At 71.3% G+C, this 23,402-nt stretch carries 21 protein-coding genes; 11 read left to right on the top strand and 10 right to left on the bottom strand.

Annotated elements, in window-relative coordinates:
• Positions 1 to 39 precede the first annotated feature (39 nt).
• The 5 genes from ABT345_RS02675 to ABT345_RS02695 all read right to left on the bottom strand — a co-directional run bounded on the left by ABT345_RS02675 (position 40) and on the right by ABT345_RS02695 (position 3,720).
• Positions 40 to 1,164: a DUF475 domain-containing protein gene (locus ABT345_RS02675; RefSeq protein WP_345083781.1), complete on the bottom strand. Its 1,125-nt coding sequence runs from the start codon at positions 1,162 to 1,164 to the stop codon at positions 40 to 42.
• A 53-nt stretch (positions 1,165 to 1,217) separates the two neighbouring features.
• Complete coding sequence (locus tag ABT345_RS02680; RefSeq protein ID WP_345083783.1) at positions 1,218 to 1,793, bottom strand: TerD family protein; 576 nt, start codon at positions 1,791 to 1,793, stop codon at positions 1,218 to 1,220.
• A 164-nt stretch (positions 1,794 to 1,957) separates the two neighbouring features.
• Positions 1,958 to 2,533: a TerD family protein gene (locus ABT345_RS02685; protein WP_345083785.1), complete on the bottom strand. Its 576-nt coding sequence runs from the start codon at positions 2,531 to 2,533 to the stop codon at positions 1,958 to 1,960.
• Between the two features lie 161 nt (positions 2,534 to 2,694).
• Positions 2,695 to 3,153: a peroxiredoxin gene (locus ABT345_RS02690; protein ID WP_345083787.1), complete on the bottom strand. Its 459-nt coding sequence runs from the start codon at positions 3,151 to 3,153 to the stop codon at positions 2,695 to 2,697.
• Positions 3,154 to 3,297: 144 nt separating this feature from the next.
• Positions 3,298 to 3,720, bottom strand: coding sequence for a DUF3052 domain-containing protein (locus tag ABT345_RS02695; protein WP_274915884.1), 423 nt, complete (start codon positions 3,718 to 3,720; stop codon positions 3,298 to 3,300).
• A gap of 529 nt (positions 3,721 to 4,249) precedes the next feature.
• On the opposite strand from ABT345_RS02695, the gene aceE reads away from it, so the two are divergent.
• Complete coding sequence (gene aceE, locus ABT345_RS02700) at positions 4,250 to 6,982, top strand: pyruvate dehydrogenase (acetyl-transferring), homodimeric type (protein WP_345083790.1); 2,733 nt, start codon at positions 4,250 to 4,252, stop codon at positions 6,980 to 6,982.
• 99 nt (positions 6,983 to 7,081) lie between these two features.
• Here the strand turns inward: aceE and ABT345_RS02705 are convergent, their stop codons facing one another.
• Both ABT345_RS02705 and ABT345_RS02710 read right to left on the bottom strand, forming a co-directional pair.
• On the bottom strand, positions 7,082 to 7,486 hold the full coding sequence (locus ABT345_RS02705) for a peptidase inhibitor family I36 protein (RefSeq protein ID WP_345083792.1): 405 nt from the start codon (positions 7,484 to 7,486) through the stop codon (positions 7,082 to 7,084).
• A gap of 653 nt (positions 7,487 to 8,139) precedes the next feature.
• Positions 8,140 to 9,744 (bottom strand): MFS transporter, encoded by a 1,605-nt coding sequence (locus tag ABT345_RS02710; protein ID WP_345083794.1) that lies wholly within the window; start codon positions 9,742 to 9,744, stop codon positions 8,140 to 8,142.
• A 117-nt stretch (positions 9,745 to 9,861) separates the two neighbouring features.
• Between ABT345_RS02710 and ABT345_RS02715 the strand changes: the two genes are divergently transcribed.
• From ABT345_RS02715 to ABT345_RS02740, 6 genes are all read left to right on the top strand, one after another.
• Positions 9,862 to 10,521, top strand: a complete 660-nt coding sequence (locus tag ABT345_RS02715) for a TetR family transcriptional regulator (RefSeq protein ID WP_345083796.1) — start codon at positions 9,862 to 9,864, stop codon at positions 10,519 to 10,521.
• 242 nt (positions 10,522 to 10,763) lie between these two features.
• A complete protein-coding gene (locus tag ABT345_RS02720) occupies positions 10,764 to 11,990 on the top strand; it encodes an alpha/beta hydrolase (RefSeq protein ID WP_345083798.1) in 1,227 nt (408 codons plus the stop codon).
• A gap of 92 nt (positions 11,991 to 12,082) precedes the next feature.
• Positions 12,083 to 12,961 carry a DUF4429 domain-containing protein gene (locus tag ABT345_RS02725; protein ID WP_345083800.1) on the top strand — a complete coding sequence of 293 codons (879 nt, stop codon included), beginning with the start codon at positions 12,083 to 12,085 and terminating at the stop codon, positions 12,959 to 12,961.
• A gap of 128 nt (positions 12,962 to 13,089) precedes the next feature.
• On the top strand, positions 13,090 to 14,445 hold the full coding sequence (locus ABT345_RS02730) for a sensor histidine kinase (RefSeq protein WP_345083802.1): 1,356 nt from the start codon (positions 13,090 to 13,092) through the stop codon (positions 14,443 to 14,445).
• Positions 14,442 to 15,122 (top strand): response regulator, encoded by a 681-nt coding sequence (locus ABT345_RS02735; RefSeq protein WP_345083804.1) that lies wholly within the window; start codon positions 14,442 to 14,444, stop codon positions 15,120 to 15,122. The genes ABT345_RS02730 and ABT345_RS02735 overlap by 4 nt, the downstream gene beginning before the upstream one ends.
• A 345-nt stretch (positions 15,123 to 15,467) precedes the next feature.
• Positions 15,468 to 16,631, top strand: a complete 1,164-nt coding sequence (locus ABT345_RS02740; RefSeq protein ID WP_345083806.1) for an alpha/beta hydrolase — start codon at positions 15,468 to 15,470, stop codon at positions 16,629 to 16,631.
• A 122-nt stretch (positions 16,632 to 16,753) separates the two neighbouring features.
• Here ABT345_RS02740 and ABT345_RS02745 read toward each other — a convergent pair whose 3' ends face one another.
• Both ABT345_RS02745 and ABT345_RS02750 read right to left on the bottom strand, forming a co-directional pair.
• Positions 16,754 to 17,770 (bottom strand): aldo/keto reductase, encoded by a 1,017-nt coding sequence (locus ABT345_RS02745; protein WP_345083808.1) that lies wholly within the window; start codon positions 17,768 to 17,770, stop codon positions 16,754 to 16,756.
• 6 nt (positions 17,771 to 17,776) lie between these two features.
• Entirely contained in the window at positions 17,777 to 18,298 is a 522-nt protein-coding gene (locus ABT345_RS02750) for a MerR family transcriptional regulator (RefSeq protein ID WP_345083810.1), read from the bottom strand.
• A gap of 197 nt (positions 18,299 to 18,495) precedes the next feature.
• Here ABT345_RS02750 and ABT345_RS02755 point away from each other — a divergent pair, with 197 nt between their 5' ends.
• On the top strand, positions 18,496 to 19,326 hold the full coding sequence (locus tag ABT345_RS02755) for a serine hydrolase domain-containing protein (protein WP_345083812.1): 831 nt from the start codon (positions 18,496 to 18,498) through the stop codon (positions 19,324 to 19,326).
• 54 nt (positions 19,327 to 19,380) lie between these two features.
• Here ABT345_RS02755 and ABT345_RS02760 read toward each other — a convergent pair whose 3' ends face one another.
• Positions 19,381 to 20,052 (bottom strand): pirin family protein, encoded by a 672-nt coding sequence (locus tag ABT345_RS02760; protein WP_345083814.1) that lies wholly within the window; start codon positions 20,050 to 20,052, stop codon positions 19,381 to 19,383.
• Between the two features lie 57 nt (positions 20,053 to 20,109).
• On the opposite strand from ABT345_RS02760, the gene ABT345_RS02765 reads away from it, so the two are divergent.
• From ABT345_RS02765 to ABT345_RS02775, 3 genes are all read left to right on the top strand, one after another.
• Entirely contained in the window at positions 20,110 to 21,294 is a 1,185-nt protein-coding gene (locus ABT345_RS02765) for a PucR family transcriptional regulator (RefSeq protein WP_030286795.1), read from the top strand.
• 89 nt (positions 21,295 to 21,383) lie between these two features.
• The gene (locus ABT345_RS02770) at positions 21,384 to 22,355 is read left to right on the top strand and encodes an ACP S-malonyltransferase (protein ID WP_345083818.1); all 972 of its coding nucleotides are present in this window, start codon (positions 21,384 to 21,386) and stop codon (positions 22,353 to 22,355) included.
• A complete protein-coding gene (locus tag ABT345_RS02775; protein WP_345083820.1) occupies positions 22,352 to 23,398 on the top strand; it encodes a ketoacyl-ACP synthase III in 1,047 nt (348 codons plus the stop codon). Before ABT345_RS02770 ends, ABT345_RS02775 begins: the two co-directional genes overlap by 4 nt.
• Positions 23,399 to 23,402 lie beyond the last annotated feature (4 nt).

The following is a 23,402-nucleotide window of genomic DNA, read 5'->3' on the forward strand; positions in this document are numbered from 1 at the left end:
TGGCCGCCCCGCTGAGAGCGTTCCTCAATCAGGCCGGCGTCACACGCCGGAGGATACTTCGGCCTTCGGCTCGGCGCCGTCGCCGGACCCGGCCTCGCGGCGGTTCTTCACCAGCGAGGACCAGAAGGACAGGCCGATCAGCACGATGCCGATGAGACCGGTGACGACCTCGGGGATCTCGTACTTGATGGTGGCGATCAGGATGAGGGCGAGCGCGCCGATCGCGTAGTGCGCGCCGTGCTCCAGGTAGACGTAGTCGTCGAGGGTGCCCTTGCGGACCAGGAAGACCGTCAGCGACCTGATGTACATCGCGCCGATGCCCAGACCCAGCGCCATCATGAAGATGTCGTTGGTGATGGCGAACGCGCCGATCACGCCGTCGAAGGAGAACGACGCGTCGATGACCTCAAGGTAGAGGAACATGAAGAACGCGGCCTTGCCGGCCAGGCCCACGGCGGCGCCGGTGCCCTTCTTCGCGGGCGCCGTGCCCTCCTCCTCGTCGTCCTCGTCGTCCTCCAGCTTGTCCTCGAAGTACCCGGAGATACCGCCGACGACGAGGTAGGTGATCAGACCGGCGACACCGGAGAGCAGGACCGTGGCGGTCTTGTCACCGCCGCCGTGCGCGACGTCGGTGGCGACCGTCATCGCGGCCACCAGCAGCACGACCAGCGCGACGATCACGGAGAGGGTGTCGAGCTTGCCGAGGCGGGCCATCGGCTTCTCGATCCAGGCGAGCCACTTGTGGTCCCGCTCCTCGAAAAGGAAGTCGAGGAAGATCATCAACAGGAAGACGCCGCCGAAGGCCGCGATGGCCGGATGGGCGGCGGTGACCAGCTCCTGGTAATGGGCCTTGTCGCTGATGGCGAGATTGACCGCCTCGATCGGCCCGAGTTTCGCGGTGATCGCCACGATGACGACCGGGAACACCAGCCGCATACCGAAGACCGCGATCAGAATGCCGAAGGTCAGGAAGATCTTCTGCCAGAAGGCGTTCATCTTGCGCAGGATGCCCGCATTGATGACCGCGTTGTCGAACGAGAGCGAAATCTCCAGGATGGAGAGGATCCCGACGATCGCGAGGCCCTGCCACCCCCAGAAAACGCCGGCCACGGCGAGGCCGACCACCGTGATGGCGAACGACCAGCCAAAGGTTTTCAGGAGCACTGCCTACCCATTTCCCTAGCTCTGCGGGCCCCCGTATACACGGCGTGGCGCCTTTACGAAACGTTGACCCCGAAGTCTAGAGCGATGCCCCGCAGACCGGACGCGTACCCCTGCCCGACCGCCCGGAACTTCCATTCGCCGTGGTAGCGATAGACCTCACCGAAGATCATCGCCGTTTCGGCGGAGGCGTCCTCGCTCAGGTCGTAACGGGCGAGTTCGCTGCCGTCGGCCTGATTCACGATGCGGATGAATGCGTTGCTGACCTGGCCGAAGCTCTGGCCGCGCAGATCCGCCTCATGGATCGACACCGGAAAGACGATCTTGTCGACCCCTTCGGGCACGCCGGTCAGGTCGACCAGGATCGACTCGTCGTCGCCTTCGCCCTCACCGGTGAGGTTGTCGCCGGTGTGTTCGACGGAGCCCTCGGGGCTCTTGAGGTTGTTGTAGAAGACGAAGTACTCGTCGCCCAGCACCCGGCCGCCGGCGCACAGCAGCGCGCTGGCGTCGAGATCGAAGGGGGCGCCTGTGGTGGACCGGGCGTCCCAGCCCAGACCGACCATGATCTGCGTGAGGTCCGGCGCGGCCTTGGACAGGGAGACATTGCCTCCCTTGGCGAGTGTGACGCTCATGGTGTTCGGATCCTCCCCGGTGTCGTGGCGGGCCGCGGCGCACTCCGGGCCGCCGCCCCTGTTGCGCGCGTGCGGCGCCGCACCCCCTTACGGGGCGTACGGCGCCGCACGTGGTCGAACGGTGTCGCGGACCGCACGCCCCCAGGGCGCGGGTCCGCGAGCGGTCAGACGTTGACGCCGAAGTCCTGCGCGATGCCGCGCAGCCCGGAGGCGTACCCCTGGCCGATGGCGCGGAACTTCCACTCGGCGCCGTTGCGGTACAGCTCACCGAAGACCATGGCGGTCTCGGTCGAGGCGTCCTCGCTGAGGTCGTAGCGCGCCAGCTCGTTGCCGTCGGCCTGGTTGACGACGCGGATGTACGCGTTGCGGACCTGGCCGAAGCTCTGCTGGCGGGTCTCGGCGTCGTAGATCGACACCGGGAAGACGATCTTGGCGACATCGGCGGGGACACCGGCGAGGTTGACCTTGATGGCCTCGTCGTCGCCCTCGCCCTCACCGGTGGTGTTGTCACCGGTGTGCTCGACCGAACCGTCGGGGCTCTTCAGGTTGTTGAAGAACACGAAGTTCTGGTCGCTGTCCACCTTGCCCTGGTCGTTCGTCAGCAGAGCGCTGGCGTCCAGGTCGAAGTCCGTACCGGTGGTGGTACGCGCGTCCCAGCCCAGGCCGACGAGCACGGCGGTGAGATTGGGGGCTTCCTTCGTCAGCGAGACGTTGCCGCCCTTGCTGAGGCTGACTCCCACGAGTCCTCCCATAGGTTCGAGGGGTACGTCAAGATTTTTTGCGCCCCCATCGTGCATGGCATCGGATCAACGAATCGATCCTAGTGACCGGTTCCCGCCGATCGCAGATATCACCGGCGAATGTCGGCTGCGGCGGGAACCGGCGCCACCCACGGCGTCGCTCAGAGGGCGGCGAGCGCCTTGACGTACTCGTTCAGGTCGCGGGCGTCGGGCAGGCCGTTGACGACCGACCAGCGCACCACGCCCTCCTTGTCGATGACGAAGGTGCCGCGCACCGCGCAGCCCTTCTCCTCGTCGAAGACGCCGTAGGCGCGCGACGCCTCACCGTGCGGCCAGAAGTCCGACAGCAGCGGGTACTCCAGGCCCTCCTGCTCGGCGAAGACGCGCAGCGAGAACGGGGAGTCGTTGGAGACGGCCAGCAGCTGGACGTCGTCGTTGACGAACTTGGGCAGCTCGTCGCGGAGCGCGCACAGCTCGCCGGTGCAGACGCCGGTGAAGGCGAAGGGGTAGAAGAGGAGGACGACGGCCTTCTCACCACGGAACTGGGAGAGCGTGACCAGCTCGCCGTGCTGGTTCTTCAGCTCGAAATCCGGAGCCTTCGTGCCGACCTCGATCGCCATGGGGTGCATCCCTTCGCTCACGTTCAACAGATATCGGCCCAACCCTACGCGCCCGCCCGCGCGCGCCGGAGGCCGTCCCCGGACAGCTCCGAGCCCCCTCCGGACGGATCCGGAGGGGGCTCGGTGGCGAATGCCGAGGCCGGCTCAGCGCTTGGGCGAGATCAGGCGGCTGCCCGTCCAGTCCTTGCCCGCGTTGATGCTCCGGGTCTGGGACAGCCCCGAGGTCTGCGCGGCCTCATTGATGTCGCTCGGCTCGATGTAGCCGTCGCGACCTGTCTTGGGCGTCAGCAGCCAGATCTGGCCGCCCTCATCGATCAGACCGATGGCGTCCACCAGCGCGTCCGTGAGGTCGCCGTCGTCGTCCCGGAACCACAGGAGGACGACATCGGCGACGTCGTCGTAATCCTCGTCCTCGAGTTCCTGGCCGATGATGGCCTCGATGCCTTCGCGGAGCTCCTGCTCGACGTCGTCGTCGTAGCCGATCTCCTGGACCACCTGTCCGGGCTCGAACCCCAGCTTTGTCGCCGGGTTGGTCCGCTCCTCCGCGTGGTCCGCGGTCGCGCTCACGGATTGCCTCCTGTCATGTTTCGGAAATGCTCTGGAACGCTCCGCGCGTGCGCGGAGCATTGGGCGTAGTCCACACGGGCGGGACGGATCGCGCAAGTACCCGGCCGCGGAGACCGCCTAAACGGTGACGATTGGCGGCGTCTCGCCGCAACTGCGACCCCATCCAAACAGGCCGAAGTGATGCACCTCACGACGATCTGCCGGGTTTGCGGTGTGGACAGTCGTGACGATCCCACCTAGACGTTCTACCCGCCTCCTGGACACCCATGCGGATTCCGTACCTCAGTACGTCACCCTCTGTCGACATGGGCGTATGGTTGCGATTTGGCCGACCTGTCACCACGACCCGCGCCGCCATCGGCTCCCCGCCTGGGGTTACCACTCGGTAGAGATGACGTATCCCGATGCCGCGGTACACGATGGAAGGCGGCGCGACCACCGACAGACACCACAGAGAGACACCATCCGACCGCGTGCGCAGCAGCTATCGCGTGCAGAGCACGACATGACCCGAACACGAAGGAACAGCGTGGCTTCCGGATCCGATCGAAACCCGATCATCATTGGCGGCCTTCCCAGCCAGGTCCCGGACTTCGATCCCGAAGAGACCCAGGAATGGCTCGACTCGCTCGACGCAGCCGTCGATGAGCGAGGCCGGGAACGAGCTCGCTACCTCATGCTTCGACTGATCGAGCGTGCCCGCGAGAAGCGCGTGGCCGTGCCCGAGATGCGCAGCACGGACTACGTCAACACCATCGCCACCAAGGACGAGCCGTTCTTCCCCGGCAACGAGGAGATCGAGCGCAAGGTCCTGAACGCGACCCGGTGGAACGCGGCCGTGATGGTCTCCCGGGCGCAGCGCCCCGGTATCGGCGTCGGTGGTCACATCGCCACGTTCGCCTCCTCCGCCTCCCTGTACGACGTGGGCTTCAACCACTTCTTCCGGGGCAAGGACGACGGCAGGGGCGGCGACCAGATCTTCTTCCAGGGCCACGCCTCCCCCGGCGTGTACGCCCGCGCGTATCTGCTCGACCGGCTCTCCAACGCCCAGCTGGACGCGTTCCGCCAGGAGAAGTCCAAAGCCCCCAACGGTCTGTCCAGCTACCCGCACCCGCGGCTGATGCCGGACTTCTGGGAGTTCCCGACCGTCTCGATGGGCCTGGGCCCGCTCGGCGCGATCTACCAGGCGCGGATGAACCGCTACATGGAGGCGCGCGGCATCGCCGACACCTCCGACAGCCACGTCTGGGCGTTCCTGGGCGACGGCGAGATGGACGAGCCGGAGTCGCTGGGTCAGCTCTCCATCGCCGCGCGCGAGGGGCTGGACAACCTCACCTTCGTCGTCAACTGCAACCTGCAGCGCCTGGACGGCCCGGTCCGCGGCAACGGCAAGATCATGCAGGAGCTGGAGTCGCAGTTCCGCGGCGCCGGCTGGAACGTCATCAAGCTGGTCTGGGACCGCAGCTGGGACCCGCTGCTGGCGCAGGACCGCGACGGCATCCTGGTCAACAAGCTCAACACCACGCCCGACGGTCAGTTCCAGACGTACGCCACCGAGACCGGCGCGTACATCCGTGAGCACTTCTTCGGCGGCGACCACCGGCTGCGCGCCATGGTCGAGAACATGACCGACGACCAGATCCTGCACCTGGGACGCGGTGGTCACGACCACAAGAAGATCTACGCGGCGTACGCGGCGGCCAAGGCGCACAAGGGCCAGCCGACGGTGATCCTCGCGCAGACGGTCAAGGGCTGGACGCTCGGCCCGAACTTCGAGGGCCGCAACGCGACCCACCAGATGAAGAAGCTCACGGTCGAGGACCTCAAGGGCTTCCGCGACCGGCTGCGGCTGCCGATCCCGGACAAGGACCTGGAGGACGGCCTGCCGCCGTACTACCACCCGGGCCGCGACTCCGAAGAGATCCAGTACATGCACGACCGCCGCAAGGCGCTGGGCGGCTATGTGCCGACCCGCGTCGTGCGCGCCAAGCCGCTGCCGCTGCCGGACGAGAAGGCGTACGCCGGCGCCAAGAAGGGCTCCGGCCAGCAGAAGATCGCCACGACCATGGCGTTCGTCCGGGTGCTGAAGGACCTCATGCGGGACAAGGAGATCGGCAAGCGCTTCGTGCCGATCGCGCCCGACGAGTACCGCACCTTCGGCATGGACGCGTTCTTCCCGTCGGCGAAGATCTACAACCCGCTGGGCCAGATCTACGAGTCGGTCGACCGCGAACTGCTGCTGGCCTACAAGGAGTCGCCGACCGGCCAGATGCTGCACGACGGCATCACCGAGGCCGGCTGCACCGCCTCGCTGATCGCCGCGGGCTCCGCCTACGCCACCCACGGCGAGCCGCTGATCCCGGTCTACGTCTTCTACTCGATGTTCGGTTTCCAGCGGACCGGCGACCAGTTCTGGCAGATGGCCGACCAGCTGGCGCGCGGTTTCGTGCTCGGCGCGACCGCCGGCCGTACGACGCTGACCGGCGAGGGCCTCCAGCACGCCGACGGCCACTCCCAGCTGCTGGCCTCGACCAACCCGGCGTGCGTCGCCTACGACCCGGCGTACGGCTACGAGATCGCGCACATCGTCAAGGACGGTCTGCGCCGGATGTACGGCGAGAACTCCGAGGACGTCTTCTACTACCTGACCGTCTACAACGAGCCGATCCAGCACCCGGCCGAGCCGTCCGACGTGGACGTCGAGGGCATCCTCAAGGGTCTGCACCGGGTCAAGGCCGGGGAGAAGGGCGAGCACGCGGCCCAGATCCTCGCCTCGGGTGTCGCGGTGCCGTGGGCCGAGGAGGCCCAGCGGATCCTGGCGGACGAGTGGAACGTCAAGGCGGACGTCTGGTCGGCGACCTCCTGGAACGAGCTGCGCCGCGAGGCCGTCGAGGTCGAGCGCCACAACCTGCTCCACCCCGAGGAGGAGCAGCAGGTCCCGTACGTCACCCGCAAGCTGGCGGACGCGCCCGGCCCGAAGGTCGCGGTGTCGGACTGGATGCGCTCGGTGCCGGACCAGATCGCGCGCTGGGTGCCCGGTGCGTACCAGTCGCTGGGCGCCGACGGCTTCGGCTTCGCGGACACCCGCGGCGCCGCCCGCCGCTTCTTCCACATCGACGCGCAGTCGATCGTGCTCGGCGTGCTGACCGAGCTGGCGAAGGAGGGCAAGGTCGACCGCTCGCTGCTGAAGCAGGCCATCGACCGTTACGAGCTGCTGGACGTCACGGCCGCCGACGCCGGTGAGGCGGGCGGCGACGCCTGAGCCGCCGCACGGCCCCTGCCGCGCCCCCGACCGGTCCGCCGGTCGGGGGCGCGGCGCGTTTCCGGGCACGGCCGTGTCCGGTGCGCGGACCATCGGCGATCAGCGCTCCCAGATCTTCACGGCCCGGAAGCGGTAGGGCGAGCTGGGCACCCAGCTGCCGCCGCCCGGGTAGGTGTCGAACTCGCCGGTCTCGGCGCATGCGGCGCTCTGGTACGTGGTGACCGGGCGGCCGGTGCGGTTGGCGAGCGAGGCGGCCGTGGTGTTCTTGGGCAGCGGGATGCAGCTGTCGATGTCGGTGTCGGCCAGCTCGAAGGTCCGCCGCTTGCCGCCGAACTCCGCGTCGGGCCAGACGCAGAGCTGCCCCTTGGAGCAGTCGCCGGCGGTGGCGCTCCGGGCGCCGGGCGCCGCGTGGGCGGCCGGGGCGGCGAGGACGGTGGGCGCGGTGAGGGTGGCGGCCAGCGCGGCGAGGCCGGTGACGAGCGCGGTGCTGCGGTAGGTACGCATCAGGAATCTCCCCCGTGAATACGGCGATGGGTCCGCCGCCGGCCGGTTGCCCGCGGCGGGTTCACTGCCGAGCTTCGGCGTCGGCCGGGGCGGCTGCCAAGGCCTCGGCGGCAGGACCACCCGGTGGGGCGATGTGGACGGAGCGTAGGGCTCGGGGCCAAGCTTTGGGGCGCCAGGTTGACGCCCCGCCGGCGGCCGTGCGGCGCCGCGGAAACCGTTCCTCCCGCCTGCGCCAAGGCGCTTCCCGACCGGTCATGCGGCGGCCGCCGCGGGCAGTTCCCGTGCGGGACTCACCCGAAGGAGCGAAACGGCGCGCGGGCCGGGGCCGGACGGGGCAAGGGATCGGCGCCTGCGGCCGAAGGGGCGCGTACGGCGGGGAGTTGACGCGTAGGGCAGGGGAATGCGCGTGGGGCGGCGGTGGCGACGGGGCCGGGCGGCGCGGGGGCAGGGGCAGGCCGGGCAGCGCGGGGGCGGTCGCAGGCCGGGCTACGCGGGGGGCGGGCGCCGGCCGGGCGGCGCGGAGACAGATACGGGCCGGAGCGGCGCTGTCCGAGCCTGTCCGTGCACGTCCGTGCCCGTCCGGGCAGCGCGACGGCGCACGGCCGGACCGGGGATGACCGGTCCGGCCGCGCGCCGTCAGGGATGCGGGTGGCTCAGATGTGGCCGACGCCCGCGCCCGCCTCCGCGTTCGCACCGCGCTTGGTGAACAGCGCGACCACGGCGGCGACCACGGCGACGCCGCAGGCGACGGTGAAGGCGAGGCCCATGCCGGAGATGAAGGTCTCGTGGGCGACCGCGACGATCTTCTGGCCGATCACCGGCGGGGTGTTCGGCGGCACCGGCGCGAAGCCCGCCGAGACCGCGTCGGACGCCTGCGACAGCTGCTTCGAGTCGACCGGGGGCAGCCCCGCGGCCTTCCAGTTGCCCGGCAGGTCGCTCTCCACGCGGGACGCCATCACCGCGCCCAGGACCGCGGTGCCGAGGCTGCCGCCGACCTGCATCGCGGCCTGCTGGAGACCGCCGGCCACGCCGGACAGCTCCAGCGGGGCGTTGCCGACGATGACCTCGGTGGCGCCGACCATGACCGGGGCGAGACCCAGACCGAGCAGGGCGAACCAGATCGACATCGACACCGTGCCGGTGGCGGTGTCCAGACCGGACATGCCGTACATCGCGACGGCGGTCAGCACCATGCCGCCGACCAGCGGGATACGCGGGCCGAGCTTGGTGATCAGGGCGCCGGCCAGCGGCGAGCCGACGATCATCATGCCGGTGAGCGGCAGGAGGTGCAGACCGCTGTCGACCGGGCTCATGCCGTGGACGTTCTGGAGGTAGAACGTCACGAAGAACAGGCCGCCCATGAACGCGAAGGCCATCAGGACCATCAGGACCGTGCCCGCGGTGAGCGGCACGGAGCGGAACATCCGCAGCGGGATGAGCGGCTCGCGCACCTTCGTCTCCAGGAAGGCGAAGAGCGCGAAGAGCACCACGGAGCCGATCAGGAAGCCCCAGGTCTGCAGGGAGCCCCAGCCCCACTCGGACGCCTTGATCAGCGGCCATATGAGGCAGAACATCGCGCCGGAGAGCAGCGCGATGCCGGGTATGTCGAACGACCGCGGGGCGTTCGCCGCACGGTGGTCCTTGAGGATCACCAGGCCCAGGACGAGCGCCAGCACGCCCACCGGGACGTTGATGAAGAACACCGACTGCCAGCTGACGTGCTCGACGAGCAGACCGCCGACGATCGGGCCACCGGCGGTGGAGGCGCCGATGACCATGCCCCAGATGCCGATCGCCATGTTGAGCTTCTCGGCGGGGAAGGTCGCGCGCAGCAGACCGAGCGCCGCGGGCATCAGCAGGGCGCCGAACAGTCCCTGGAGCACGCGGAAGATGATGACGAAGGTGACTTCCTTGGAGAAGCCGATGGCCCCGGAGGCGGCGGCGAAGCCGACGATGCCTATCAGGAACGTCTGGCGGTGGCCGAAGCGGTCACCGAGCTTTCCGGCGGTGATCAGCGCGATGGCCAGCGCGAGCATGTAGCCGTTGGTGATCCACTGCACATCGGCCAGCGAGGCGTTCAGATCCTGCTTGATGGCCGGGTTGGCGATCGCCACGATCGTGCCGTCGAGGGCGACCATCATGACGCCGATCGCGACGGAGAAGAGAGTCAGCCACGGATGGCCGCGCAACCCCTTGCTACGGGGCTCCGGTACGGGAAGTTCCGGCGCGCTCTGGGCCACCGGGGTCTGGGAACTCATACTCGGAGACATTAATGTCAGCCACTGACAGTTGACAAAGCAATTCATGAGTCGGTAACTGTCATTTCGCTCACAGCTATCCTGAGCAGCGAGAACACCACGGAAAGGCGGCGCAGCATGACCCCGTCGACGCCGCGCGAATCCCTGTGCGGACTGCGCGCCCGCAAGAAGCAACGCACCCGCGACGCCCTGATACGCGCCGCGCTGGAGCTGTTCACGGCACAGGGCTACGAGGCGACGACCGTGGACGAGATCGCCGCCGCCGTCGACGTCTCGCAGCGCACCTTCTTCCGGTACTTCAGCAACAAGGAAGAGGTCACCTTCGCCGCCCAGGAGATGGTCGAGGCGCGCTTCCTGGAGGAGCTGCGCCGCCGGCCCGCCGATGAGGCGCCGCTGACCGCGCTGCACAGTTCGGTGATGGCCGCCTGGGACGACGTCGCCGCCTCGATCGAGCCGATCATCCCGGTGGAGCTGCACATGCGCGTCTACCAAATGATCGAGTCGACGCCCGCGCTGCTCGCCGCCCACATGCAGCGCTCCTGCGGCCTGGAGGAGGAGGTCGCCCGGATGCTCGCCCGGCGGGAGGGGCTCGACGTGGACCGCGACCCGCGCCCCCGGGTGCTCGTCGGGGCGTTCAACGGCGTGATGCGCGCCGCGGGGAAGGCGTGGAGCGAGGGCGACGACTTCACCGTGACGTCGATCCGCGAGCTGACCCGCTCGTACCTCGATCACATCGGGCCCGCACTCGACGACGACTGGCACACGGCGCGGGGGTGACGCGCTCCCGGTGCGCGGGGTCCGCCCGCGCGCCGGGAGGCGTACGGGCCGAGCAGCGAGAACGCACCGTCACCCGGGATCGGCGAGGCGTGACGCACCCCTTCCGATGAGTGCGGCGCCGCACCCCTGAGCGCGGATACACCGGCCGACCGCGTCCGGTTTGTTCGAATTACCCGTCGTGAAACGTGACATGACTCACCCGTGGAGCAGGCACGCTGCCGCGTCTCCTAGGGTGGCCCGCGGTGACTTCTTTCTCTGGGCTCGGCCCCTCCTTCGGTTCCTTCGGATTCCCGCAGTCCTCCGCCTGGCGTGCGGCACTCGCCCTGGCGGTGGTGTTCGTGATGCTCACCCTCACCGGGTGGACCGCGATCGGAGGCGGCCACCAGGACGACGCCAACCCGCTGGCCACCGCGAAGGCCGACTGGCGGCACGCCACCTTCCGCGGTGACCGGCTGCCCGACCCGGACGCCGCGCCGTCCCGGCTGCGCGCCTTCTTCGCCGGCCTGGACCGCGCCGGTCGCCAGGCGCTCGCCGACCGGTATCCGCTGGTCGTCGGCAATATGAACGGCGCGCCCGTGAAGCTGCGCTACCGCGCCAACCACATCGCGCTCGACCAGGCCCGCGCCATCGAGGAGCGGCGCTCCACCGACCGCCGCCTCACGCCCGTCGGCCGTCAGGACGCGGGCCGGCTGATGCACCGCTTCGAGTCGATGACGGCCAAGGGCCGCCAGATCCTGGCGTTCGACCCGGCGGGCGGCGGGCGCGCCGCGGAGGTCTTCGGCGACCTCGACACGGCCCGCCGGGTCTCCGTGATCGTCCCCGGCGTGGACACCAACCTGACGAACTTCGAACGCACCACCCGCGCCACCAGCGCCCCCGTGGGCATGGCCGATGCGCTCTACGGCGCCGAGCGGGCCGTTCGACCGAGCGCCAGGACCGCCGTGATCGCCTGGGCCGACTACACCGCCCCGGCCGGTCTCGGGGTGGAGGCCGCCACCGGGCAGCTCGCCCAGGCGGGCGCCGTCCGCCTGCGGGCGCTGGCCCGGGCGCTGCCCTCGGCCGACAGCGTCGCGCTGTTCTGCCACAGCTACGGCTCGGTGGTCTGCGGTCTGGCCGCGCGCGATCTGCCGTCGAACGTGCACGACATCGCGGTGGCGGGCAGCCCCGGCATGCGCGCGGCCAACAAGACGGCGCTCGACACCCGGGCCCGCCTCTGGGCCATGCGCGACTCCGACGACTGGATCCAGGACGTGCCGTACCTGGAGGTCGGCGGGCTGGGCCACGGGCCCGACCCGGTCGACCCGGCGTTCGGCAGCCGGCTGCTGTCGGCCGCCGGCGCCGCCGGCCACGCCGGGTACTTCACGCCCGGCACGGAGAGCCTGCGCAATTTCGCGAAGATCGGCGTGGGCGCGCTCGCGGACGTGCGCTGCGCGGCCGACGACACCGGCTGCGACGCCGGGCTCGCCTGATCCGCCGCGGCGGTCCGGGAGCCGTCGTTCGCGGAAGGTACAAGGTGTCCATAAGGGGGACGGGCGGGCAACCGCCGCATACGATGAGCCGCATGGGTGATGTGCTGGCCGGTTTTCACGCCGTCTGGGAGTTCGGAACGGACTCCGTACTCATCCGCTTCGAACGGGGGATCCGCAGGCCGAAGCTGTTCCAGGCGCTCGGCGAGCGACGCATTCCGTACGAGGCGCTGAGCGCCGTCGAGCTGTCCCAGGGCAGACGCGGCACCGTCGTGCTGCACGCCGTGCCCAGGCCGGGCGCCGATCCCCTGATGGAGGCGGCCGCCGGGCAGCTCAAGGAGGACGCCGATCCGTACCGCCTGGTGCTGCCCGCCGAGCACGAGAGCCCGGCGGCGCGCTTCGCCGACGAGCTGCGCTCGCTGCTGGGCCCGGGCGCCGGGGAGCCCGCCGACCGTCATCTGGTCGCGCCGCCCGAGGGCCCGCTGCACTTCAAGGCGTACGACGGGAAGGCGTCGTTCGACGGCAGCGCGGTGACGTTCCGCTGGTTCTGGACGGGTGCGTCGTCCGCGAAGTGGATGAGCGGCGACCAGAGCTTCGGCGTCGGCGAGTTGAGCGGGGTGGAGTGGCGCTCGCCGGAGCTGGTCACCGGCCATCTGCGGCTCCTGGAGCGCACCGCCCGGGACGGCGCGCCCGGGGAGGCCGACCAGGACCCCGCCGCCGTGGTCTTCGGCCTCGGATACGGGCCCGTCCACGAGTCGTTGCCGTTCGCCGCGGCGGTGTTGGCGGCGGTGCGGACGGCGCAGTCCGAGCCGGAGCCGACGGCGTGCGCGCCGGTGCGGCGGGCCGGGGACACCGGACGGAATCCGGCCGAGATCGCCGACCGGATCCGTCAGCTCGGCGAGCTGCACGGCGCCGGGCTGCTGACGGACGGCGAGTTCAGCGCGAAGAAGGCCGAACTCCTCGCCGAGCTGTAGCCGCTGCTCACGGCCGCGGCCCGAACGGCCGCGCCCCGAACGGCCGTGGGTCATACCGTGGTAGGGGTGCGGCCCCGCACTTCGGTATGACGTTCGGATCATCGCCGTCCGCTTACATTGACTGCGCGATGATCCGAGATCCTTCCCCTCCTCCGACCGGCACCGGCGCGGCGCACCCGCCGCCCCCGGAGCCCGCCCTGCACGCGGCCCGCCGGCACCTGGCCACGCTCATCGGGCTGGGGGACCGGCCCGGCGCACCGCTGCTCGACTCGGCCCGCAGCGCCTGGGTCCGCCGCCTCCCGTACGTCCTCGCCGTCCTCCTCACCCTCGTGCTGATGCCGGTCGCCGTGCACAACCTGAGGGAGAGCTACGGCATGGACGGCGCCTGGGCCGGGCTCCTGGGGGTGACGCAGACGATTCCGTTGCTGATGGCGGTGGTCCGGCCGCTGCCGGCGTGGTGGGTGATCTTCGGTTCCGACGTGCTGTGCGCGGCGCTGCTCTCCGGGTCCGCGCAGACGCAGCCCTGGCCCTGGCCGCCGACGGCGATCATCGGCTATCTCGCGCTGATGGTGCCGCTGTCCCAGCGGGAGAGCCGCCGCACCCTGGCCGCGGTCTGGGCGACGACAGGAGTGGTGGGCGTCCTCCTGGAGCCGCTGACCCCCCGCGGCAGCGACAACACCTGGATGCTGCTGTTCCTGCTGGCAGGCGTGTTGCTGCTGATCGGCCTCGTGGTGCGGGAACGCGGCGACGCCCGGCGGAAGTTGCGGGAGCAGGAGACCATCAGCGAGGCGGAGCGGGCCCGCCGCACCCTGCTGGAGGAGCGGGCCCGGATCGCCCGTGAGCTGCACGACGTGGTCGCCCACCACATGTCGGTGATCACCGTTCAGGCCGACAGCGCGCCGTACCGCATCGAGGGCATACCCCCGCGGGCGCAGGAGGAGTTCGCCGCCATCGCGACGACGGCCCGGGAGTCGCTGACGGAGATGCGGCGGCTGCTGGGGGTGTTGCGCAGCGCGGAGGCGGAGCGGGACGCGGGCCCGGAGAAGGCTCCGCAGCCAGGTCTGGAGGAGCTGCCGCGGCTGGTCGAGGCCACCGTACGGGCCGGTGTGCCGGTCGAGTTGACGCTTCCCGACGAGCCGGTGGCGCCGGAGCCCGCGGTGGCGCTCTCGGCCTACCGCATCGTGCAGGAAGCCCTGGCCAACGTGGTGCGGCACGCTCCCGGGGCGCGGACGAGGGTGTCGGTGACGCGCTCCTCGGACGGCACCGTGCTGACGGTGCTGATCCTCAACGGCCCGCCGCCGACCCCGTCCACCGCCTGGGAGGCCTCCGGCACCGGGCACGGCCTCGTGGGGATGCGCGAGCGGGTGCGGCTGGTGAAGGGCTCCCTGAGCACCGGCCCGCTGCCCGACGGCGGCTTCATGATCTCCGCCCAACTCCCGCTGCTCCTGCCCCTTCCGATCGACAAGGACCCCGACTCCCCATGACCACACGAGTGATCATCGTCGATGACCAGGCCATGGTGCGGGCAGGCTTCGCCGCGCTGCTCGCCGCGCAGAGCGACATCGACGTGGTCGGTGACGCCCCGGACGGCGCCCAGGGCGTCGAGCTGAGCCGCCGGACGCACCCGGACGTGGTGCTGATGGATGTGCGGATGCCGCAGATGGACGGCCTGGAGGCGGCGCGGCAGCTGCTCTCCCCGCCACCGGGCACAACCCACCGCCCGAAGGTGCTGATGCTGACCACGTTCGACGTCGACGACTACGTCTACGAGGCGCTGCGCGCCGGCGCCTCGGGCTTTCTCCTCAAGGACGCCCCGCCCGCCGATCTCATCGCGGCGGTCCGGATCGTCGCCGCGGGTGAGGCCCTGCTCGCGCCGTCCGTGACCCGTCGGCTGATCGCGGATTTCGCGCGCCAGGGCCCGGCGCCCCGCAAGGACGGCGCCGCGCTGCGGCTCAACGGCCTCACCCCGCGGGAGACGGAGGTGCTGAGCCTGATCGCCCGCGGTCTCTCCAACCAGGAGATCGCGGACGCGCTGATCCTCGCCGAACAGACCGTGAAGAGTCATATCGGGCGCGTACTGGCCAAGTTGGGGCTGCGCGACCGCGCCCAGGCGGTCATCTTCGCGTACGAGTCGGGGCTGGTCACGCCCGGCGAACGCTGAGGCGACGCGGAGTCCGGGGCTCTGCGGGTCGGCTCGTGGGCGGCCTCGTCCGGTACGGGGCGCCTCGGAGCGCGGCGGGCGGCGCTGCGTGCCCGCGCGGCCGGCCGGGACCGGGCGGCATCGGCGAGCGGTCGGGAAGTCGCCGCCCGGATCGGACCGCGCCGCACCATGTCCGCAGGTCAACCGCCGTCGCCCGCCGCATGACGGCAGGTAGTACTCAGGTGGGACCGGGGCCGCCACCCCCTACTGCGGTATCACCCGGGAGTTGGCTCCGAGGGGTGACGCCGCCTCGCCCGACTCCTTTCTACGTTTCCTTCCGTCGGACCACCGCACGAGGGAGACACCATGGCACTGCTACGAGCCGCCACCCGGCGCGGCCGGCGCGCGCTGATCACCGCGGCGCTCGTCGCGCTCGTCGCCGGGGGCACGGGCGGCTGGGCCGCCGGCTCCGCGGAGACCGCCGTGACCGGCCCCGCGCCGGGCGCCGCCGCCTGGCGCGCGGACCACTCCCTCGGCGTCCGGCTGCCGGACCCGGCGACCGCCTCCCCGACCGAGGTCGCCCGCTTCTTCCACGGGCTGACCGCCGACCAGCGGCGCATCCTCGTGGCGCGGCACCCGCTGACCGTCGGCAACCTCGACGGCGCCCCCGTGGCGCTGCGGTACGAGGCCAACTCCCTGGCGCTGGAGGCCGAGCGGGACCGGCAGCGGGCTCTCGCGACCGACCCCGGCGGCACCCTGGAGGACCATCGGGCGGCACGCCGGGCGGCCGGCCGCTACGCCGAACTGCTGGCGCCCGGACGGCACATCCTCGCCTTCGACCCCCGTGGTCGCGGTCAGATAGCGGAGGTGCACGGTGATCTGACGAGGGCGGAGCGCACCGCCGTGATCGTGCCCGGCTCCGACATCGACCTGACCACCTTCGACCGCGGCCACGACCCGTACGGCACACCGACGGGGATGGCGAGGTCGCTGCGCACCCGGATGACCGCCGACGCCCCCGGTGTCCGGACGGCCGTGATCGCCTGGACGGGATACACCACCCCGGTCGGTCTGGGGCCGGACGCCGCGACCGGGCGGCTGGCCGAGGCCGGTGCGCCCCGGCTGGTGCGCCTCCTGTCCGGGCTGGCCGCGGTGGGCGCCCCCGCGCCGGCGCTGCTGTGCCACAGCTACGGCTCGGTCGTCTGCGGTCTCGCCGGGCCGGTCCTGGGCCGCACCGCGAGGGATCTGATCATCTTCGGCTCCCCCGGTGTGCGCCGCCCCTCGGCCTCCGCGGTGGACGACCACGCGCGGGTGTGGGCCGCGCGGGACGCCACCGACTGGATAGGCGACGTCCCGCACGTCGACGTCCTGGGGCTGGGCCACGGCGAGGACCCCACCGATCCGGCATTCGGCGCACGGCGGGTCTCCGCGGTACGGGCCGAGGGCCACACCGGCTATCTCGCCCCGGGCACCGACTCACTCCGCAATTTCGCCGCCATCACGCTCGGCCGCTACGGGGCCGTCACCTGAACCAGGCCCGGACGACCGCCGGTTCGGCAAAGGCCGACCGGGGCCCCTCACTCGTACGGCCGGGTACCGGACCGCCCGCACGGTCCGGGTACCCGCGCCTCCCCCGTCCCGTCTCCCGGTCGTCACTCCCGTCCGGCGGAGGTGAACGTCATGTCCGCGTACCGGTCCCCCGCGACCTTCCCCGCGAGGGGCTCCAGCAGCGCCAGCTCCTCCGCCGTGAGCCGGATGCGGGTGGCGGCGGTGTTCTCCTCGACACGGGTGCGCCTGCGGGTGCCGGGGATCGGCACCACGCTCAGGCCGTGGACCTCGGCCCGCTGCTGGACCCACGCCAGCGCGATCTGCCCGGGCGTCGCACCGTGCGCGGCGGCGAGGGCGTGGACGGGCTCCAGCAGCGCGGCGTTGGCCGCGGCGTTGTCGCCGGTGAAGCGCGGCTGCTGACGGCGGAAGTCGTCCTGGCCCAGCTCCTTGTCCGCGTTGACGAAGGAGCCGGTCAAGAACCCCCGGCCGAGCGGTGAGTACGGGACGAAGCCCACGCCCAGCTCGGCGGCGGCGGCGACCACGCCGTTCTCCACGTCACGGCTGAAGAGCGACCACTCGGACTGGACCGCGGCGATCGGGTGCACCCGCTGGGCGGCGCGCAGTTCGGGGGCGGTCACCTCGCTGAGTCCCAGGTGCTTGACCTTGCCCTCGGCGACCAACTCGGCCATCGCGCCGACGGTTTCCTCGATCGGGACGGAGATGTCGCGGCGGTGCATGTAGTAGAGGTCGATCGCCTCCACGCCGAGGCGCCGCAGGCTGCCGTCGACGGCCTGCCGGATGTAGGGCCGGTCGTTGCGGATGGCGCGCTTGGTCGGGTCGTCCGGGTCGAAGGACAGCGCGAACTTGGTGGCCAGCACGACCTCGTCGCGGTGGTTGCGGACGAAGGGGGCGAGGAACTTCTCGTTCTCACCGCCGCCGTAGAAGTCGGCGGTGTCGTAGAGGGTCACGCCCAGTTCCAGGGCGCGTTCCAGGGTGGCGCGTGCCTCGTCGGCGTCGGTCGGGCCGTAGGCGAAGCTCATGCCCATGCAGCCCAGGCCCTGCACTCCGACGCGGGGGCCGCCGGTGCCCAGCTCCACGGTGTCGATCTTCTCGCTGCCCATGTCGGATCAGCCCCTCTCGGACGCCCGGCGCCGGGCGTCGGCATAGATGTCGATCTTGTAGTCGAGTACGGCGAGCGTGTCCTGCAGCTCCGCGATGCGGTGGCGTACGTCCTCGCGGTGCGCGGTCAGCAGTGCCTCCCGCTCGGCGAAGGTGGCGTCACCGGCCTTGGCGAGTTCCGCGTAGCGCACCATGTCGGCGACCGGCATGCCGGTGAGCCGCAGCTTGGCGACAAACGCCAGCCAGTCCAGGTCGCGGTTGGTGAACCGCCGTTGTCCGGTGTGGCTGCGGTCGACGTGCGGCATCAGGCCGATCCGCTCGTACCAGCGCAGGGTGTGGGCGCTGAGCCCGGTGTGCTCCGCCACCTCGCTGATCGAGTAGCGGTCCTGGCCGGTCGGGCGCAGGTGGGGCACCTCCTGCGCGCAGGTTCGCGTCACCCACTGCGGGCCGCCGGGCGTCCGCTGTACGGACACCGCTCCGCCGGCCACCGCCGTTTCCTCGATCACCGGCTCGCTCTGTGTCACCGTCATGCCGCGTCTCCCCTGCTCGGCTGTCGCCCCCGTCGACGTCACTCAACGTTAGAGAGTTGGAGTGCACTCCAGGCAAGTGCGATCTTGACCGGGATTTGGCGAGTACCCGAAGCCGCCCGGACCGGCTCCCGGGCGCGGCCGCAGCCCGGTGCCGACCGGCCTGCGGTCCCGGGAAGGGCGGCCTTTAGGCTCGTCCCATGGAGAGCCTGCGGATGATCGAGAACTGGCCGGTGCCGACCGCGGCGGCCGCCGTCGTACGAGCCGATGGCCGCGTGGCCGGCACGCACGGGCCCCAGCAGCACCGCTTCCCGCTGGCCTCGGTGACCAAGCCGCTGGCCGCCTACGCCGCACTGGTGGCGATCGAGGAGGGCGCGGTCGAGCTGGACGAACCGGCCGGGCCCGAGGGCTCCACCGTGCGCCACCTCCTCGCCCACACCTCCGGCCTCGCCTTCGACGAGCAGCGCACCATGGCCGCACCGGGTACCCGCCGGATCTACTCCAACGCCGGTTTCGAGGCGCTGGGCGACCACATCGCCGAGGCCACCGAGATCCCCTTCCCCCAGTACCTGCGGGAAGCGGTGCTGGAGCCGCTCGGGATGAACGCGACGGAGCTGGCCGGGTCGCCCGCCAAGGACGGCGTCTCGACCGTCGCCGACCTGATCCGCTTCGCCGCCGAGCTGCAGGCACCGCGACTGCTCGCGCCGGAGACCGTCGCCGCCGCGACCTCCGTGGTCTTCCCCGGGCTCACCGGCGTCCTGCCCGGCTACGGCCACCAGAAGCCCAACGACTGGGGTCTGGGATTCGAGATCCGCGACGGCAAGTCGCCGCACTGGACGGGCGCTTCGTCATCGGCGCGGACGTTCGGCCACTTCGGTCAGGCGGGGACGTTCCTGTGGGTCGACCCGGAGGCGGCGGGCGGCACCGGCGCCGCCTGCGTCGCGCTCACCGACCGTGCCTTCGGCCCCTGGGCCGTCGACGCCTGGCCGCCGCTGACCGACGCGGTCCTGGCCGAGCTGCGCCCCGCCTGACACCCGGCGGCCGGGCCCCGCAGGTCCCGGCCGCCCACCGCCCCGCCCGGCCCCTCACGCGTACCGCGGCTCCGCCCCCATCTCCCAGATCAGGCACTCCGCGGGCCCCTCCGCCCGCAACCGTACGCCGCTCTCCTCGGTGAGCCGCACGGCGTCGCCGGCCGCCAGCACGTCCTCGCCCAGCCGCAGCTCACCGCGTACCACCTGCGCATACACCCGCGGCGCGGCCGGAAGTGCGGTGCTTTCGCCGGGGGCCAGGCGGCGGATGTGCAGCGTCGCACCGGCGCGCGGAACGGCGTACGGGGCGTCGTCGGCCAGGCCGCGCACCACGTCGTACGAGGGGGTGCCGCCGAATTCCGTCGGGGCCAGCCACATCTGGACGAAGCGCAGCGGTCCGGGGCCGTCGTTGCGCTCGACGTGCCGGACGCCGCCGGCGGCGGTCAGCCGGGCCAGATCGCCCGGCCGTACCGTCGTCTCGTGTCCCGTGGAGTCGCGGTGGGTCAGTTCACCCTCGACGACCCAGGTGACGATCTCGGTGTCGCGGTGCGGGTGCTCATCGAATCCGGCGCCCGGTGCCAGCCGCTCCTCGTTGCAGGCGATCAGTGCGCCGAACCGCAGGTTGGCGGGGTCGTAATGGGGGCCGAAGGAGAACGCGTGCAGCGTCTCGATGCCGGCTTCCGGATCGCCGCCCCGATAGCGTTCCGCGCCCGCATGCACCTGAATCATGCCGTCACCGTAGCCCCGCCGCGCCACCTGCCCGCCCCGATAAGGCAGTCTTGTCCCGTGTCTGAACCCGCATCGCGCGCCCCTCATCCGCACCAGGCGACCCTCCGCAGGCTGGAGCAGTCGTCCGGCAAACTCGCCGCGGCAGCCATCGCGCGCATGGACGCGCAGCTGCCCTGGTACCGCGCGATGCCACCGGAGAACCGCTCCTGGATCGGCCTGGTGGCACAGGCCGGCATCGCCGCGTTCACCGAGTGGTTCCGGCACCCCGAGACCCCCCAGGCGATCAGCACCGACGTCTTCGGCACCGCGCCGCGCGAACTGACCCGGGCGATCACGCTGCGCCAGACCGTGGAGATGGTGCGGACCACCATCGAGGTCATGGAGTCGGCGATCGACGAGGTCGCGGCACCCGGTGACGAATCGGTCCTGCGCGAGGCGCTGCTCGTCTACGCCCGTGAGATCGCCTTCGCCACGGCGCAGGTCTACGCCCAGGCCGCCGAGGCCCGCGGCGCCTGGGACGCCCGGCTGGAGTCGCTGGTCGTCAACGCGGTGCTCTCCGGTGAGGCCGACGAGGGCGCGGTCTCCCGGGCCGCGGCCCTGGGCTGGAACTCCCCCGAGCACGTCTGCGTCGTCCTGGGCACCGCCCCCGACGGCGACAGCGAACTGACCGTCGAGGCGATCCGCCGGGCCGCCCGGCACGCCAAGCTCCAGGTGCTGACCGGCGTCCTGGGCAGCCGCCTGGTGGTGATCGCCGGCGGCTCGGACAACCCGCTCAAGGCGGCGAAGGCGCTGATCGGGCCGTACGCGGCGGGCCCGGTGGTGGCCGGTCCGGTCGTCGCCGACCTGCTCGCCGCGACGCGTTCGGCACAGGCGGCCGCCGCCGGTCTGCGGGCCTGCGCCGCCTGGCCCGACGCACCGCGGCCGGTGCTCGCCGACGATCTGCTGCCGGAGCGCGCGATGGCGTCGGACCCGGTGGCCCGCGACCAGCTGGTGGAGGAGATCTACAGGCCGCTGGAGGAGGCGGGCTCCGCGCTCCTGGAAACACTGAGCGTCTATCTGGAGCAGGCCAGCAGCCTGGAGGGCGCGGCGCGGATGCTGTTCGTGCACCCGAACACCGTGCGCTATCGGCTCCGACGCGTGACGGACGTCACCGGATGGTCCCCGTCCGACGTCCGCTCGGCCTTCACCCTCCGTATCGCACTGATCCTGGGGCGCCTGGCTGACGGAGAATCGCAGCTCTAGACTTTTGTCGGACACCAACAATTCCCCCGATGGTTCTTCGTCCCTGTCCCCACGGGCGGGCGGGACCTCCCGCAAGAGAGAGTGTGAGGGTGCTCGTACTCGTCGCTCCCGGCCAAGGCGCTCAGACGCCCGGCTTCCTGACCCCCTGGCTCGACCTCCCCGGTGTCGAAGACCGGCTCCGTGAGTGGTCCGAGGCCATCGACCTGGATCTGGTCCACTACGGCACGAACGCCGATGCGGACGCGATCCGCGACACCGCCGTGGCGCAGCCGCTGCTGGTGGCGTCCGCGCTGATCTCCTCCCGGCAGCTGTTCGCGACGCCCGAGGAGTTCACCGCGCACGTCGGCGCCGCGGCCGGTCACAGCGTCGGCGAGCTGGCGGCCGCCGCGCTGACCGGCACGCTCACCGACCTCTCCGCGATGAAGCTGGTGCGCCGGCGCGGCCGGGCGATGGCCGAGGCCGCCGCCGTCACCGAGACCGGCATGGCGGCGCTGCTCGGCGGCGAGGAGGCCGTCGTCGTCCCGCACCTGGAGAAGCTGGGGCTGACCCCGGCGAACGTCAACGGCGCCGGCCAGATCGTCGCGGCGGGCACCGCCGAGCAGATCGCGGCGCTCGTCGCGGACAAGCCGGAGGGCACCCGGCGGGTCGTCCCGCTGAAGGTGGCCGGCGCGTTCCACACCCACCACATGGCGCCCGCCGTGGCGGCGCTGGAGTCCGCGGTCGGCGAGCTGGACGTCACCGACCCGCACACCCGCTACGTCTCCAACAAGGACGGCCGCACCGTCGCCACCGGCGACGAGCTGGTGAAGCGTCTGGTCGGCCAGGTGGCGAACCCGGTGCGCTGGGACCTGTGCATGGAGACGTTCAAGGAACTCGGCGTCACCGCGATCATCGAGGCGGCGCCGGGCGGCACGCTGGTCGGCCTGGCCAAGCGCGCCCTGCCCGGTGTGAAGACGCTTGCCCTCAAGACCCCCGACGACCTCGACGCGGCCCGCTCCCTGATCGCGGAGCACGGCTCTCCGGTCGCCGACCCGTCGGCCGAAGAAGGAGCCCGCGCATGACCTCGAAGATCAAGCCCTCGAAGGGTGCCGAGTACGCACGGATCATGGGGGTCGGCGGCTACCGCCCGACCCGCGTCGTGCCCAACGAGGAAATCCTCAAGCACATCGACTCCTCCGACGAGTGGATCCGCTCGCGGTCGGGCATCGCCACCCGGCACTGGGCGAGCCCGGAGGAGACGGTCGCCGTCATGTCGATCGAGGCGGCGGGCAAGGCCATCGCCGACGCGGGCATCACGCCCGAGCAGATCGGCGCGGTCATCGTCTCGACGGTCTCGCACTTCAAGCAGACCCCGGCCATCGCGACCGAGATCGCGCACCGTATCGGCGCGGGCCGTCCCGCGGCGTTCGACATCTCGGCCGGCTGCGCGGGCTTCGGTTACGGCCTGACCCTCGCCAAGGGCATGGTCACCGAGGGTTCCGCCGAGCATGTGCTGGTCATCGGCGTGGAGCGGCTGTCGGACCTCACCGATCTGGAGGACCGCGCGACGGCCTTCCTGTTCGGTGACGGTGCGGGCGCGGTCATCGTCGGTCCCGGCAAGCAGCCCGCGATCGGCCCGACCGTCTGGGGCTCCGAGGGCGACAAAGCGGAAACGATCAAGCAGACCATCCCCTGGGACGCGTACCGCACGACGCCGGTGCCCGGTGGCGACGGCCCCGAGGAGCGGACGGCCCCGGAGGCCATCCGCTACCCCGCCATCACCCAGGAGGGCCAGGCGGTCTTCCGGTGGGCGGTGTTCGAGATGGCGAAGGTCGCCCAGCAGGCGCTGGATGCGGCCGGAGTCAGCCCGGACGACCTGGATGTCTTCATTCCGCACCAGGCGAATATGCGGATCATCGACTCGATGGTGAAGACGCTGAAGCTGCCGGAGAGCGTCACGGTCGCCCGTGACGTGGAGACCACCGGCAACACCTCCGCCGCCTCCATCCCGCTCGCCATGGAGCGGCTGTTGGCGACCGGTCAGGCCAAGAGCGGCGACACCGCGCTGGTCATCGGCTTCGGGGCGGGTCTCGTTTACGCGGCTACGGTCGTTACCCTCCCCTAGGCAA

Origin of the sequence: Streptomyces sp. NPDC000404 (assembly GCF_040300365.1) — a bacterium.
In the GTDB taxonomy this organism is placed as follows: domain Bacteria; phylum Actinomycetota; class Actinomycetes; order Streptomycetales; family Streptomycetaceae; genus Streptomyces; species Streptomyces ramulosus.

Excerpts from the sequence above, each read along its gene's own strand:
- ABT345_RS02680 (WP_345083783.1), bottom strand. The coding sequence starts at position 1,793 with ATGAGCGTCACACTCGCCAAGGGAGGCAATGTCTCCCTGTCCAAGGCC.
- ABT345_RS02690 (WP_345083787.1), bottom strand. The coding sequence starts at position 3,153 with ATGGCGATCGAGGTCGGCACGAAGGCTCCGGATTTCGAGCTGAAGAAC.
- ABT345_RS02705 (WP_345083792.1), bottom strand. The coding sequence starts at position 7,486 with ATGCGTACCTACCGCAGCACCGCGCTCGTCACCGGCCTCGCCGCGCTG.
- ABT345_RS02710 (WP_345083794.1), bottom strand. The coding sequence starts at position 9,744 with ATGAGTTCCCAGACCCCGGTGGCCCAGAGCGCGCCGGAACTTCCCGTA.
- ABT345_RS02715 (WP_345083796.1), top strand. The coding sequence starts at position 9,862 with ATGACCCCGTCGACGCCGCGCGAATCCCTGTGCGGACTGCGCGCCCGC.
- ABT345_RS02725 (WP_345083800.1), top strand. The coding sequence starts at position 12,083 with ATGGGTGATGTGCTGGCCGGTTTTCACGCCGTCTGGGAGTTCGGAACG.
- ABT345_RS02730 (WP_345083802.1), top strand. The coding sequence starts at position 13,090 with ATGATCCGAGATCCTTCCCCTCCTCCGACCGGCACCGGCGCGGCGCAC.
- ABT345_RS02735 (WP_345083804.1), top strand. The coding sequence starts at position 14,442 with ATGACCACACGAGTGATCATCGTCGATGACCAGGCCATGGTGCGGGCA.
- ABT345_RS02740 (WP_345083806.1), top strand. The coding sequence starts at position 15,468 with ATGGCACTGCTACGAGCCGCCACCCGGCGCGGCCGGCGCGCGCTGATC.
- ABT345_RS02745 (WP_345083808.1), bottom strand. The coding sequence starts at position 17,770 with ATGGGCAGCGAGAAGATCGACACCGTGGAGCTGGGCACCGGCGGCCCC.
- ABT345_RS02750 (WP_345083810.1), bottom strand. The coding sequence starts at position 18,298 with ATGACGGTGACACAGAGCGAGCCGGTGATCGAGGAAACGGCGGTGGCC.
- ABT345_RS02755 (WP_345083812.1), top strand. The coding sequence starts at position 18,496 with ATGGAGAGCCTGCGGATGATCGAGAACTGGCCGGTGCCGACCGCGGCG.
- ABT345_RS02760 (WP_345083814.1), bottom strand. The coding sequence starts at position 20,052 with ATGATTCAGGTGCATGCGGGCGCGGAACGCTATCGGGGCGGCGATCCG.
- ABT345_RS02775 (WP_345083820.1), top strand. The coding sequence starts at position 22,352 with ATGACCTCGAAGATCAAGCCCTCGAAGGGTGCCGAGTACGCACGGATC.